The sequence below is a fragment of the Aequorivita vladivostokensis genome (assembly GCF_000952855.1).
GTDB lineage: Bacteria > Bacteroidota > Bacteroidia > Flavobacteriales > Flavobacteriaceae > Aequorivita > Aequorivita vladivostokensis.
The window spans coordinates 19,461-32,585 of sequence record NZ_JSVU01000015.1; the positions used below are offsets into that span (position 1 = coordinate 19,461).

General features: G+C 35.6%; 17 protein-coding genes. 2 read left to right on the forward strand and 15 right to left on the reverse strand.

Features of this window, described 5'->3' with window-relative positions; translation table 11 throughout:
- Positions 1-29 precede the first annotated feature (29 nt).
- From MB09_RS16295 to MB09_RS16245, 14 genes are all read right to left on the reverse strand, one after another.
- Positions 30-401: a hypothetical protein gene (locus MB09_RS16295; RefSeq protein ID WP_205618101.1), complete on the reverse strand. Its 372-nt coding sequence runs from the start codon at positions 399-401 to the stop codon at positions 30-32.
- Entirely contained in the window at positions 398-880 is a 483-nt protein-coding gene (locus MB09_RS14960) for a thermonuclease family protein (protein ID WP_045081730.1), read from the reverse strand. Before MB09_RS14960 ends, MB09_RS16295 begins: the two co-directional genes overlap by 4 nt.
- A 3-nt stretch (positions 881-883) precedes the next feature.
- Entirely contained in the window at positions 884-1,384 is a 501-nt protein-coding gene (locus tag MB09_RS14965) for a hypothetical protein (RefSeq protein ID WP_045081731.1), read from the reverse strand.
- A gap of 6 nt (positions 1,385-1,390) precedes the next feature.
- Positions 1,391-2,902, reverse strand: coding sequence for a hypothetical protein (locus MB09_RS14970; RefSeq protein WP_131459948.1), 1,512 nt, complete (start codon positions 2,900-2,902; stop codon positions 1,391-1,393).
- A 136-nt stretch (positions 2,903-3,038) separates the two neighbouring features.
- Complete coding sequence (locus MB09_RS14975; RefSeq protein ID WP_045081733.1) at positions 3,039-3,788, reverse strand: hypothetical protein; 750 nt, start codon at positions 3,786-3,788, stop codon at positions 3,039-3,041.
- Positions 3,789-3,794: 6 nt separating this feature from the next.
- On the reverse strand, positions 3,795-5,006 hold the full coding sequence (locus tag MB09_RS14980) for a DUF4407 domain-containing protein (RefSeq protein WP_240484852.1): 1,212 nt from the start codon (positions 5,004-5,006) through the stop codon (positions 3,795-3,797).
- Positions 4,930-5,589, reverse strand: a complete 660-nt coding sequence (locus MB09_RS14985) for a hypothetical protein (protein ID WP_131459950.1) — start codon at positions 5,587-5,589, stop codon at positions 4,930-4,932. The genes MB09_RS14980 and MB09_RS14985 overlap by 77 nt, the downstream gene beginning before the upstream one ends.
- A 13-nt stretch (positions 5,590-5,602) precedes the next feature.
- A complete protein-coding gene (locus MB09_RS16630) occupies positions 5,603-5,854 on the reverse strand; it encodes a DUF4236 domain-containing protein (RefSeq protein WP_084709161.1) in 252 nt (83 codons plus the stop codon).
- 48 nt (positions 5,855-5,902) lie between these two features.
- Complete coding sequence (locus MB09_RS14995) at positions 5,903-6,085, reverse strand: YegP family protein (protein ID WP_052671419.1); 183 nt, start codon at positions 6,083-6,085, stop codon at positions 5,903-5,905.
- Positions 6,086-6,175: 90 nt separating this feature from the next.
- A complete protein-coding gene (locus tag MB09_RS15000) occupies positions 6,176-7,225 on the reverse strand; it encodes a type I restriction endonuclease (RefSeq protein ID WP_045081738.1) in 1,050 nt (349 codons plus the stop codon).
- A 26-nt stretch (positions 7,226-7,251) separates the two neighbouring features.
- The gene (locus MB09_RS15005) at positions 7,252-7,986 is read right to left on the reverse strand and encodes a hypothetical protein (protein WP_045081739.1); all 735 of its coding nucleotides are present in this window, start codon (positions 7,984-7,986) and stop codon (positions 7,252-7,254) included.
- A gap of 530 nt (positions 7,987-8,516) precedes the next feature.
- Positions 8,517-9,182: a helix-turn-helix domain-containing protein gene (locus MB09_RS15010; RefSeq protein WP_045081740.1), complete on the reverse strand. Its 666-nt coding sequence runs from the start codon at positions 9,180-9,182 to the stop codon at positions 8,517-8,519.
- A gap of 2 nt (positions 9,183-9,184) precedes the next feature.
- Positions 9,185-10,636, reverse strand: coding sequence for a tetratricopeptide repeat-containing sensor histidine kinase (locus MB09_RS15015; protein WP_240484853.1), 1,452 nt, complete (start codon positions 10,634-10,636; stop codon positions 9,185-9,187).
- Positions 10,637-10,871: 235 nt separating this feature from the next.
- Positions 10,872-11,033: a hypothetical protein gene (locus MB09_RS16245; protein WP_165586722.1), complete on the reverse strand. Its 162-nt coding sequence runs from the start codon at positions 11,031-11,033 to the stop codon at positions 10,872-10,874.
- A gap of 255 nt (positions 11,034-11,288) precedes the next feature.
- On the opposite strand from MB09_RS16245, the gene MB09_RS15020 reads away from it, so the two are divergent.
- Together MB09_RS15020 and MB09_RS15025 are read left to right on the forward strand one after the other, a co-directional pair.
- Positions 11,289-12,113 (forward strand): hypothetical protein, encoded by an 825-nt coding sequence (locus MB09_RS15020; protein ID WP_045081742.1) that lies wholly within the window; start codon positions 11,289-11,291, stop codon positions 12,111-12,113.
- A gap of 319 nt (positions 12,114-12,432) precedes the next feature.
- Positions 12,433-12,810, forward strand: a complete 378-nt coding sequence (locus MB09_RS15025) for a DUF3703 domain-containing protein (RefSeq protein ID WP_045081743.1) — start codon at positions 12,433-12,435, stop codon at positions 12,808-12,810.
- Between the two features lie 98 nt (positions 12,811-12,908).
- Here the strand turns inward: MB09_RS15025 and MB09_RS16495 are convergent.
- Positions 12,909-13,125 (reverse strand): hypothetical protein (locus MB09_RS16495; protein WP_045080794.1); only part of this gene is annotated, 217 nt, incomplete at its 5' end.

Below are 13,125 nucleotides of genomic sequence, written 5' to 3' on the forward strand. Positions count from 1 at the left end.
TCAAACTCCCATTTTTATTGATTTATCTTCTAATGTTGATAGCACCGTCCCGACGCATTTTTTGTCATGCGCTTACACCGCTTTCCCGCCTTTGTCTTTCCGGTGCATTGGGTAGCGGTAGTTTTATGTGAAACGGTTTCTTGGGATGTGGTGTTTTGGTCGGATTCTGATAACAAACTTTGAATCTGTTCTGGATTTGAACCAGGTTTGCATACCGAGCATGCTTGGTATCCAAAATTTATAGCTTGTTCCAAAGAGATATCTTTTTTGGAGTGTTTAAGATAGCGGCAATTTGCTGTATGGTATTTCTTGCCTGTTTTGGTGGTATAAACTGTTTGGGCGGGACTGTTTTGGGCGCAGCCTAAGAAAGCAAGGAATATGAGGAGTTGGAGAAATTTCATTGTTTGATTTTTTTCTTTTTATAATCCCGCCATTCCCAAGGTGGAATTGCGTTTGCTTCTTGCCAAAGGCCTATTTTATTTTTTCGCGCCATGTCTTCCATTTTTTGAAGTTCTATATCCTTTGAGTATTTCGTATAATGCCAGGCTAAGCCATTGGTCAGCAGTTGATTGTTTAAATTTAAGGAATCATTATAGAATACAATGGCAATACTGCGCCTATACCTATCTTTTTTTAGCACATCTATGCATACTGTTTTGCTAAAAATGGCCTTGGAAGTAAAATCCTTGGCCTTCTGGGAAAATGGCTGCTTTTTTTCAGGACAGTCAATATTTGCTAAACGTACTTTGACTATTGTTGAATCCTGGGTTAGGAGTTTAAAAGTGTCACCATCCATAATGCCTACTACTTTTCCAGTGAGGGTTTGGCAATTGGTATTTAGGGAAAGAAGGAATAAAAAAAATAAAATTATATTCTTCAAATTTTAAAAGATTGTATTGCTTAGGGGAATCATTTGTTGTGCAATTTGTTCCACAAAATATCTTGTAATTATTGAAATGGAAATAATTATCACTGAAAAGAAAATAACTTTTGCCCTTTCATCATCTAAAATGCTACTATATATACCTTCTTTATCAATGAATAATTTGAATATATAGCGACTAATAAATAAAAGGATTAAATATACAACAGCCAATATTAAAAGATACTGGCCTAATAAAGGAGCAAATGACTTCCATAATGATATATCGTTTATCGAGTTCATTTCAACAATCCCGTATGCGTTAAGAATGGATTGGGGCAAAGTGGTATATATTAGAATAAATACTACACTCAGAGTTGTTGTATAAATCGTAGCCGCGATATTCGTAATTTCAAAATCGTATTTCTTATAAACTCTGAGTATCGCAAATTTTAAGTACAAAATATAAATTAGGACACTAAAAAGCAGAGCAATTGTAATTTCAAGGATTGAGGTTTTCATAGTTAGTTATTTAGAAGTTAATTCCATTTCCCATAAATTCATATTATTATAATCGGGCGGTACATAACCTGGCACAAAACCGGCATTTGTTGTTTCCCACAAAAAGTATCTCTTGTTGTTATAAGATTTATATACTCCTTCGTATGGTAAATTAATTGCAAGCATGCTATGGGCCAACTGATTGCTATTAATGATTCCGACGTCATAATCAAAATGTTTTAGGATAGTATATAAACATAATGTTCTTGTGTCACAATCACCATACAGGTTCCCTAAAAACTCAGTCGGTGCTTGCAGCCCGAATTTAGTATTACCAAGGCAACAGGGTTCAGAACACTGGCTAAGATATTCCATTACAAAGCGTGATTGTTGTGCGCCTTGCGCACAATCTGTTTCAAGAATAAGTTTATATGGGATATCCTGAATCATACTTACAATTGCTTCGGCGAATGTTTTTTCATCCATTTTATTAGCCAATCTTAAAGAATCTAAGCTACCATATACCCTTTCCAACAACGCATCGTTAAAAATGGATAAATCTTGGTATAGTCCACTATAGCCATTGTTCAGATAGTTTTGGTTTCTGTTGTTTCTGCTAATACGTATATCTCTTTTTGATAGCACAATATCCATTCTGTGTATGTTGTCCTGATAATCCTTCCATACTCTCTTGTTTATTATTAAGGTATCAAAAATGGGTTCGTTTTTTTCTGAATTTAGGGTGTCATAAACCGCTTCTGGCACATCGTAATTATCCGAAAATTCATCATCTTTTGTTCTGATTATCTTTTCTTTTTGAAGATTTTCCGTTTCTTCAATTACTGGAGTGGGAGGTTGAAATGTGCCGTTGGAGGATCCATTTCCGCATCCTTTCATAATCATGGAAAGCAATGCCCAACCAATTAATAAAAAGAAACCAACTGAAAATATACCTGTAAATATTCGCGGGAGGCAACCTAAATTTCTTCCCACATAATTTCCGAGAGCTGGAAACCTGTTTAGTAACCAGATTAAGCCTAGTATGGCAAGTATCAATAGCGTAGGGATCCAACCAATACTTAGGAAAAATAGCAATAATCCAATCAATGGTATAATTGCGAACACCATGCCAATGGTTGAAAAACATCCAGAAAGACAACCTGAGTTTGAAGGACGTAGGGAGGTGGGGGGATCCTCCCTTACTTCATATTCTGAAGGGTAGTTATCCAAGAAAGGAGAAAATACAACTTCCTTTTTATCTTCAATTTCAAGGAAATCAGTATAAAATTCAGTACTATTAATTTTACCATAAAGAGTGAACCGAATATCACCCAGAAAAGGTTGTAGGTCCTGCTGGGGCGCTCGTACAATTTGCACATTTGAGGCTCGCACCTCTGATAGGGCAAAGTTATACCCATCAAAATCTTGACTTTTTATTGAGGGATAGGCTTTAATATTTTTTAAACAAGACTGTTCCGCAATACGATCTGTTTCTACCGAATAAAACTCCTCCTCAGAAATTTGGACGAAATTGCGCAATTCTCCCCAATCTATTTTTAGATCGTTATATAGATATTCAGTTTGAAATAAAGCCTTAAGTCGATCTTGGGAGCCAGTATATTGCCCCACAAAGTCACCCTTGATGTAAACGTTTTTTATACGTTTTTTCCGTATTTCAACTAACTTCTTCAGAATTTAAAAACTTTATAAAATCTTCAGTAGTACCAAGATTTTGGGTAACAATAAGGGGAATGGTATTGAAAGGAGGGTCTAAATAGTGTTCCTTAATTTCAATCGATAAGTTATAATCCCTTTGAAATATAATCGCATACCTCTTCTTAAATCTTTTGTAGTCTTCGAGAATTATATTCTTTTCAACAGTTTTCTTTTCCTGAATATAGATGCTTCCAGCTTTAATACTAACTTTAATAAAAAAGGGTAGTATAAATAAGGTTAATAATGCAATGGTTACCATCCAAATCCAAGGAAATTTAGAATGAATGGTACGTAAACTGAGAAGTATTTTTCCTTCATAATCCGCTAATCTCAATTTTTCAAATACTGTAAAAATTAAAAACGATTCAAAGCCTTTTATAATCAATAGTCCTATAAACCCCACAAAAATTAATCGACCTAACAAGGAAGCCAAGTAACTTAAACTAAATGTTTTTTCATCCTTGTTTAAGGTGGTGAGGCAAAGTTTGTATATATTCATGAATACGATGGTCACAAATGCGCCCAGCACCAGGGCGATAAAAATGTCTACAAATATGATTTCAAAAAACTGATACAGTCCTAATAGTGAGAGCATATAATTTATGCCCATCACCACACCCGAAAAAGTGAAGGCCCTTCGGGTTTTTTTACTGGCCTGATACAAAATTTGATAATCCTCACAGGCCATTTTCCAAAGCGCTAGTTGCATGTGCTATCAAGATTTAGAGGTAGTGATATAATCTTCAAGATTCGTATCCAGTTTGTCGATTTCCTTTTGTACCCATTTATCAATAATATTTTCGTTGAGTTTTTGTTGCGCTACCAAAAGCTGCTTTTTCTCGTGTATTAATTTTTGGGCTTGGTGGTGTTCTACCTTAATACGCTCTTGGCCCTTTTTGTCCTGATAGTAATCGTAATGGATTTCTATCCCCTGTTCTGCTAGCAATAGCTCCCTAACATTATCCTTCATATAATTATACGGTCCTTTGGTAAGCATCATCTTAAAGAAAATCGGAGTCAATTCTATGGCCATAAAGAGCAAGGTGATAAATAAGGAAATCCAAAAACCTGCTAGTTCATGTGCCAATTTTATACGCTCCAAAAGTCCGTCAAGACCGGCCGCTACAGTTTGGTTTTTTGATAATTCTGCAGACAATTCTTGTTCAAGGGATAGTTTCTCATTCTTTAATCTATCAACTTCAGGTTTTCGTTCATTATCGAAATTTTCCAGTTTTAATGCTAACGATTCCATGAGAGTCTTTAAAGCAGCAGCTTTGGGTCCCGGTCTAACAATACGAATTTCATCTGCATATTGTGCTTCAATATCTGTTAATCTAGCTAACAATTTATTACGTTCGTTTTCGATATTTGTTAGTCCTGCTTCTAACGGAATAAACCTCTCTTTAAAGTTTTCCCTTGTATTTAGTTCATATGTTTTCTGTAATTCTTGCTGTTCAGCATAAAGAGCGGAATCAATTTCACTTTTAAACATTCGAATCTCGACAGGCTTGGATATGGTTATAGCGATTATAATTCCCATACACAAGCGGGGGATGGCCCCTCCCAATTCACCCCAGGTTATTTTTTCGGTTCCATCGCCCACACCACTGGCAGCGACAATAAAACGGTCAATATTGAAAATTATCAATCCCCAAATAATACCGAAGATAATGGCTTTAATAGCAGTTGGCCAGTGAGTCTCCGTTTCAAGAACGGAACCATTGGGTTCAAAAATGGTGTACATGGCATAACCGCCAGCAAGGGCGGCCATAAATCCCGTGGCGACTACCACCCCGCCCAAACATGCATATTTAACCTGATCGGAATAGGTGGACCTTTGTAGTATGTAGCTATCCGAACCAGCGGCTTTCCATAATAACTTCATGATACGGTCTGGGGTCGGACTGTGGTAATAATCTCTTTTCATCTTTGATGGTTTTGGTTAGTGTATTAAGATTTTTTTCTTTTTCTACTTTGAGTATTTCTTCTGTTAATTCTGATATATCCAAGGGTGGAATTTCAATTTTTAAATTTGCTATTTCTGGAATATTGTTTTTGATTCTTGAGGTGGAAGGCTTAAGCGAAAAGGAAGGTTTTAAGGAAGGAAAAACATTTTTGGATTTGAATTCTGATTTTAAATTCAGTCTGTATTCCTTTTTAAATAAGGGCTCTGGGGGAGGGGTTTTTTGAACCTTTATAAAATAAAGTTCAATTTTTTTAACAGTCTTTTCCTTTATGCCATAAAAGATTATTTCGACATTTTGAGTGCTTAAATCATTGGTGAAATGAAAGGCGTTTTGAGTAATTATCCTCTTTTTACTTCTATGTATCACTTTAGCGTAAAGAAGGTTTTGCACATCCCAAGTTATTTTATTGGGTTGACCAATAATACCTATAGGAGCATCAACATACACATTGCTAGCTACCATCTTTCGATTAGTGATTCTATAAATAATTTGGCGATATGAAATCATTAGAAAAGCATATAGCCAATTGAAGAGATTTTTCATCGTTTGTTGCCCATTAGTTGCTAATTAGAAGTGAAACAAAAATTGCCGTGCTAATTAATAAACCCCCTACTACCAAGCATCCACTATTTTTGACCTTACTAAAGGTTTTTCGGTACGTCAATCCAGGAATACCGGAGCGAATGGAATACCCCTTGGAACTTAAGCTGCCTCTTTTGGTTCTAAAACTCGGGCTTACACCAGATTTGCTGATATTGAGGCCAAAGCCTTTACCTAGGTTTATCCGTTTTTGATATCGAAAGCCCATATTGATTTTTAAAATATAAGACCTTATAAAATTTTTTATCTCTTCAATCTAGGATTGGTCATCAATTTCGGCATTTGGCGCATTAGACTTAACCGACTGTATTCCATTTTTACAACCAACTTTGGTTTCATACATTTCACTAGTAGCAATAATCTGTGAGTTCACAGCGTGTAAATTGAAATAATACTTATCGTTACTACTTTTTTTGATAACAAATTTTGGATATGCCATATTGATAGATTTTTTGATTAATATTCAAACTTAAGGCACTTAAAAAGGAAAGTTTTACGGAAAACCGTAAGATGGTATTTATTTCAACTATTATAAATAATTATCAACCGTTTTCAAAAGTGCATCCTCAAATTTATAGATGTCTTCTATTGATTGAATTGGTTCACGGGTTTCATTTTTCTTATCATCAAAAACTCCCAAGTATTTATTACCCCCATTTAAATGAAGTCTGCATAAGGGCTTACGATTGTTGTCATCCAATAGGATTCCGAAATAAGACTGGGTGTCACGGTGAATTATTCTGCTTACTGGCAGTTTTCTTCTCAGTATTGCCACTACAATTCGAAAGCCTTCCATTTCCTCTTCAGTAGTTATTATTTTGCTTTCCGGTTCTTGGGTTTCAACATTATCTTCTTGCTGTTTTTCTGCTTCCTTGTTAATAGCCGCATTTAAACGATCATTAACTTTTTCACTGATGGTTTGGTTGAAGGCCTTTTGAACAAGCTCTTTAAACTCTTCCATCACGCGTTCGGTGAGCCTGCCAGAATATGCTTTGTTCGCAAAGAGCCTCACAAAATCATGTGAGGGAATGATAAGCTCTTCTGATATTAATCTTTTGATTTCCCTTGTATATTTAAGGGAGCTGGCATTGTCCACAATAGAGTCTACATCGAAATTTGATTTGTGGAATTTGGCTATTTCATTTACCATATTTTCCTTTACCGTAGTAATATCAAACTCTAAAAATGGTTTTTCGTCCATTTTATTGGGCTCTTCCAAATCTGTGTAAAACCGGTATTCAATTCCATTTGTAAGCAATGAAAAGCGGGTTTTTGTTACGTGGAAATATCGGAACAATTGTGAATTATGTACGTTTAGATCCTCTCTCCAATTTTTGCATTCTACAATCAGGATAGGGTTACCGTTCTGGAATATTGCATAATCTACTTTTTCGCCTTTTTTAAGTCCAAGGTCCGCTGTAAATTCTGGTACAACTTCAGTTGGATTGAATGTATCATACCCCAGAATATTAATAAAAGGCAGTACAAAGGCGTGTTTGGTAGATTCTTCCGTTTCAATTTTATCCTTTAGTTGATGTATTTTATCAGCTAAAGCTTTAAGTTGGTTGTGTAGTTCCATTTTGATATTTTATTTTATTGGATTTCTTAAGAACGTATAGCAGCTGCCATAATACTCACATATTCCCTTACAAATTTTTCAAGTTTATCTTCTGGTATTGTTTCATAACCTTTTGTACTTGGTCTTCTTTCACCTTTACAGAAACTTAATCTAGGATAAACGCGGTCTAAACTTTTCTTATAGGCTACACTACAAGAGCAATCATCAGTTTTTTCTACACACGGAACATAATTGAAAAGATAGCTTCCACCATGCTTGTTGCCATCGATTACTGTAATTTTAAATTCAATTGTTGCTCCATTTAATAAAAAGTTATTCTCCTTTGCAATTGCTTCCTTTCCATCTTTTTGGAAATAAATATTGGTATTGTATGGTACTTCTGTATCTAATCGAACTAGTTCTAATATTAAATCCGTTCCAGTTAATTTTTTAATTTCAGAATAATTAATATCTTTTGACTTTCCTATAACCTCATTAAATAAACCACGATCTTTAACATCGAATCCTTCCAATAATAATTGCTTTTCAATTGCATTGTATAGATAGGAGTTTTGATCTGACTGCGTTGATTTGTCTTCCGAAGTTGGGGCTTTTAAAACAATACTAGGTCTCGGATTTGCCTTCATATAGTTTTTAATTTCATCAGTGGTAATTATTTCTTTTTGATCTTTCCCGGTAAGCTTTACGTAGCCACGTTGCAAACTGCATGACCCTAATGTTGTTAGAATCATCAGAAGAAGTATCCTATTTTTTGTTTTCATTATTTATGGATTTAATTAAATATTGTTCCAAACTTAAAGTCTCTTTTTAAAGATATTTTACGGAAAACCGTAAAAGAGCATTTTTTTAAGACTGATAATCCAAATAAAAATCCCTTATGGTATTCCATAAGGGATAAAAAATAACCTATATATTCTCCCTACCCTTTGTACAGGCTATCATTAGGTCAAAGGTATGGGGGGATGTACAACGTATTTTACGGAAATACATAACCTATAAAAAAATAGAAAAACTTATTTCGCATTAAGGCAAAATAAATGAACATTAAAAAAAACCTTCATAAATGGAAACCCTCTCCCCCTTTAAAGAGCCTGTCCCGAGCTTGACGAGGGAGGGCGAGGGGGATGTTATAATCCAAATGGCGTTCCCTGAGCGCCGTCGAAGTGAACACCGTCCTGAGTGGAGGAGAAGCCAAAAGCGGTTAATCTATATCAGGGACGTACAACGTACACGATCCACGTCTCACGTCTCACGATTCACGTCTCACGATTCACGTCTCACGTCACCCTACTTAAATTAACCCGATATCCTTTACTATAGCCACCAATTGGGTGGTATTTCGGGCCTTAAAATGATCGCAAAGCTTACTGATCTTTTTTTCGATGGAACTTACGCTGGCAGGCTGGATATTGTTTTTTGTAAAATTGAAACTGATTTCTTTTTGGATAAAGCCCTGCGAGAGTAGCTTTAGAATTTCTATGTCGTAATCGCTAATTTCAATCGCCATCTTTTTTTGAATGGCATTAGCTACTTGGGGGGAGAGATATTGTTTCCCTCCATTCACCTCATTAATGGCCTGGGCCAATTGTTTTAGGCCATACCGTCCTTTGCAAACATAGGCATCGGCATTGCACTGCAGTACGATGTTTCGTACTTTTTGCAGGTTGTCCTCTACGGAATACGCAATTATTTTTAAGCCTGGGTACTTTTCCTTCAGTGCTCGAATTAATGTTTCTCCGGAAGGATACTTTTGGCTGCGATGGTCCGCTACAAACGAGAGATCTGTTATAAAAAGATCAAAAGGTTCCTTGACTAATATTGCCTTTTCAATTTGAAGAAACGCATCATCGCAATATGCAACTTGCGTAATGTGTTCTATATTCATTCCGTGCAGAACAGAAACCACTCCTTCGTTGATGCACTCCAGGTCATCTGATACCAATACTTTTTTAAACATACTCATATACTAATTTTTGAACGAAACCCATTTCCGGGTTCAGATTCAAAAATAATAGTTCCCTTAATTGCTTGAATACGGTTTTCCGCATTTTGCAGTCCATTCTTGTTTTTTAGGATGCAACCTTTGCCATTATCGGAATATGCGATGCTTATATGCTTGCCCTGTTGTTTAAAGTTAAGCAGTACCGCAGTCGCACCGCTGTGCTTTTTCATATTAGTCATCAATTCCTGCAGCACCCTATACACAGTTTCTTTTTTAATGGTGGGCACAATTTTCCAATCAAGGATAGCTAAATTACGGGTAGAGATTGCTGTAGTCTCAGTTTGATAACTTAATAGGAGATCGTTGAGCTGTTCATTGAAGTCGGCTTCTATTTCAATAGCACTATTTTCTTTAGAGATATCGCGTGTTTTGTTATAGATAGTCTCAAGAGCATCCATTATTGTTTCGTCATCTTTATATTTTCCTTGTAATTTGGCCATAAGCTGGTACACGTCGTTTGCTACTTCGTCATGGACTTTTTTTGATATGCGTGCCTCGGTTTTATGCACTTGTAATATTTTTTCCTTTTTATGCCTTATCCTTAATGCGAAATATATAAATATTGAGCTAAGCAAAATGATAATTCCGAGAATTAGAAAAATAAGCTTTTGATTTTTTTCTCTTTCTCCTTCTAATAATGCATCGGCAGTTCTCTTTTTTTCATTGGCTACATTGTATTTTATAAAGGCATTTTTGTTTTCGGCCAATTGTTTTTCTTCGGCTATACTGTCAGTAATTTTTTTAAACTGTACAAATTTAGGATCATCGTTCATAATTGCATAAAGAGAAAGGGCATTTTGAAGGTAGGTGGCGCTTTTTAATGAATTTGCGACTTCATAAGCTTTGTTGGCAAAGTTTAAGGCTTGCGTTTTGTCATTACGGTCAAAATAATATAGGGCTAAATTTTTATAGCTTGAATAAAGGCCAGGAAGATAGTTACTAGCTTCACGTATTTTTAAAGCCTTTTTTAGATTTGGCAACGCTTCCGTATTTTCCAATTTGGATTGTACATAGCCCAGATTATCAATTATCATTGCAAACTGTAGGGAGGATGTGTCATTTCCGATTTTTTTATAGGCGACATTGAGCTGGTCCGCAGCTTTTTGGTATTTCCCAAAATCTTTATATATATTCGCTTTATTGTTAATCAGTGTAATGCTATCAGATTTCTTTTTTGAATAGGTTAATGATAAATCGTAGATTTCAAGAGCTTTTTCATATTTTTTTGTTTCGCGATAAATAACACCAAGTTGATTATATAGAGCCTTTCTGCCATCATAGACGGTATCTTTTTTGGAGTACCTGTCCAATAAGCTTAGCCCTTCGACTGCCGCAATTTCACTGTCAAATATATTACCATTACTATAATGCCCTAATGCAATTAACCTTAAGTCTTTCAGGACGCCCAAGGTGTCATTTTTTTTTAGATCCTGTGCCTTTTTTAAGGTATAAAAGTTTATAGCTTGGAAAATATCGGTTTCTCTATTGGGGTTTACGATTGCTTTGTAATAATTGTTTAGGGTGTCATGATGTGTTTGCGCATGAATTGAATTCAGGCTTCCGAAGGAAGAGAGAATAAAAAAGAAGAGGAATGAAAATGATTGGTTTTTCATTCCTCTAAAGTACTAACAAATTAGGAGATTTTTATCCCCCTCCGTCAGGTGGCGGTGGCGGTGGTGGAAAATGACCATCATCCCCACAACAGGCTTGCGTATTCTTTACTTCCTCGGAAATTGCTTGTGGGGTACAGGAAAAAAGACCCAAATTGAGGAAAACCGTAAGTAAAACTAAAATTATTTTTTTCATTTTGTTATGATTAAAAGTTGATACTAGTGTGGCCGTCCGGATACTTGCCCAGATTGTTTTACAGCAACACGATAAGGGAAAGGCTAAGCCTTTCAAACTTGAGAAGTGTGGAGCGCAGAAGTAATGCATAAGGTTACTTCTCAAAATGGCCAGTTACATTACACTGCAGCTCCAGTAGTAGTATTGAAATGTTTTGTAAACCCTGTTACACCCAAGGTGGCATTGCAATACTGAAGCAAATGAAGAAAGAATGGTTTGGAAAGCTTGGAAAGTGGATGGAAAGGTTTTGGAAAGCTTCTGGAAAATTATTTCCGAATATTTTACACACAATTTTTTGTAATTTTAATAGGTTCAAATACAGACTTTATGCATAAAAAATTACTGTTGGATGCTTTCGGAAAAGTTCGAAAAGAATTGGAACAAGAAGGGGTTTCTTCTCCATCAAAGACTCGATGTGCGGAGGAGTTGTCCATCATAGTTTCCAAATCTTTTAGCTATAGTGAGAGAAGATTACGTGATTTTTATAATAGTGCCATAAATCCTGACTGCGAAAAAGTCAATATTCCTCAAGAGGAGGTAGTATTGGCACTCGCAAATTATTTAAACTATACCGATTTCAAGGAGTATTTAGCCAAAAATCCAATTAATAAAGAAAATGAAATTCCTGTGATCTCACCTACTACCCAATTACAGAGTTATGTGGGATTTTTAAATAAAAATAAAGTAACGCTGATTGTAATATTTCTTTTTGCTTTAGGAATAGGAGGTTATTTCTATATCACTAGACAACGTTGGATGGAGTGGCAGGATACCCATTATGTTGAGGTTCCCTTCGATTCCAAAAAATTGAATGAGGGTACTTTGAAATTTTATAAGGAAGAGCGCATTGAAAACTTTAAAAGAATTATTGCTAATTGTAGTACCCAATATTTCCGAAAGGATGGAGAAGTTCAAATATGGTATGGCAAAAATAAGGAGGGTAAACTTCAATATTTCACTAGTTATGGGTTACATCCAGAAACTGGTAAAACCCTTAAGCCGATTACCACATATATGATTAGGAAATATATTTGTCCTTAAATTTCATTAATGGGATCTATAATTTGTTTCCGCATTGTTTGTTGGCTTTTAGTTTTTTTCTAACATTATAGTTGTTTTCTCCCCCAAGTCAAAAAGCCAACAACGCCATCTTACAGCTTACAACCTAAAACCTAAATATGGAAGGATTGTGCAGAAATAAAAAATTATCTTTACACGATAACAGTAACAAAAACTTGACATATCCTAACCTATTTACGGGATATCAGTGGTATATGATACTATATAACCAGTTGTGCAAAATATAAAAAGTCTGAACGGAAAAGAGTAAATTATTTGAAACTTGAATAATAATAACGATATGAAATTCAATACGACAATGCCGAAAAGTTTAAAAACGTATTACGAAAAAGAGCTTTCGGACTATCAGACTGAATATTTAAACGATAACGTAAAAGAAGCTTGGAACCATTTAGAGCGTGCCCACATAATCGGACAAAAATATCCGTATGCACATAGTTACGTTCATTGGAAAATGCTACAATTCGGACTTAAAATCAAAAGCGGAAAAGAAATAGTCGGACAAATACCACGACTGATTTTTGGTGGGGTAAAGTCTTTCGTTGGAAAAATTCCAGTTGGTAATCCAGGGGGAGCAAATGTACCGCCTCTTAAACCTTTCCCAATTGAAAAGGAATTGCAAGATATTTTTACGAAAGCAGGTGTCAGTTTGAATTAAATAAAGACGTTGCACGACAACGGTAACCGTTGCACAACCCCTTAATTTTTTTAGATCTGAACCAATATAAGCCGTTTTAAGCGGCCTTGCTTTTTTGGTCAGGCTTGAGAATGAACCAAATTTGGTGCCTTTAAAAAATGCCATGCTACATTCTGAAGCACTATTTTTGGCAAAAAATATAAAACCAGGCTTTCCGCCCCGCTCTTTGCGCGTTTTTGGATAAACTTGAGGTATTTCTTGAGGTTGTAGGCCATTGCCGAGAGGTGCATGCATTTATTGGCCTGTTTAATGCCAATGGTATTGACCTTGCGAAGC

Coding starts and splice junctions, on each gene's coding strand:
- MB09_RS15000 (WP_045081738.1), bottom strand. CDS start 7,225: ATGGAACTACACAACCAACTTAAAGCTTTAGCTGATAAAATACATCAA.
- MB09_RS16245 (WP_165586722.1), bottom strand. CDS start 11,033: ATGAAAAAAATAATTTTAGTTTTACTTACGGTTTTCCTCAATTTGGGT.
- MB09_RS14965 (WP_045081731.1), bottom strand. CDS start 1,384: ATGAAAACCTCAATCCTTGAAATTACAATTGCTCTGCTTTTTAGTGTC.
- MB09_RS15025 (WP_045081743.1), top strand. CDS start 12,433: ATGAAATTCAATACGACAATGCCGAAAAGTTTAAAAACGTATTACGAA.
- MB09_RS16630 (WP_084709161.1), bottom strand. CDS start 5,854: ATGGGCTTTCGATATCAAAAACGGATAAACCTAGGTAAAGGCTTTGGC.
- MB09_RS14975 (WP_045081733.1), bottom strand. CDS start 3,788: ATGCAACTAGCGCTTTGGAAAATGGCCTGTGAGGATTATCAAATTTTG.
- MB09_RS16295 (WP_205618101.1), bottom strand. CDS start 401: ATGAAATTTCTCCAACTCCTCATATTCCTTGCTTTCTTAGGCTGCGCC.
- MB09_RS15005 (WP_045081739.1), bottom strand. CDS start 7,986: ATGAAAACAAAAAATAGGATACTTCTTCTGATGATTCTAACAACATTA.
- MB09_RS14980 (WP_240484852.1), bottom strand. CDS start 5,006: ATGAAAAGAGATTATTACCACAGTCCGACCCCAGACCGTATCATGAAG.
- MB09_RS15010 (WP_045081740.1), bottom strand. CDS start 9,182: ATGTTTAAAAAAGTATTGGTATCAGATGACCTGGAGTGCATCAACGAA.
- MB09_RS14985 (WP_131459950.1), bottom strand. CDS start 5,589: ATGAAAAATCTCTTCAATTGGCTATATGCTTTTCTAATGATTTCATAT.
- MB09_RS14995 (WP_052671419.1), bottom strand. CDS start 6,085: ATGGCATATCCAAAATTTGTTATCAAAAAAAGTAGTAACGATAAGTAT.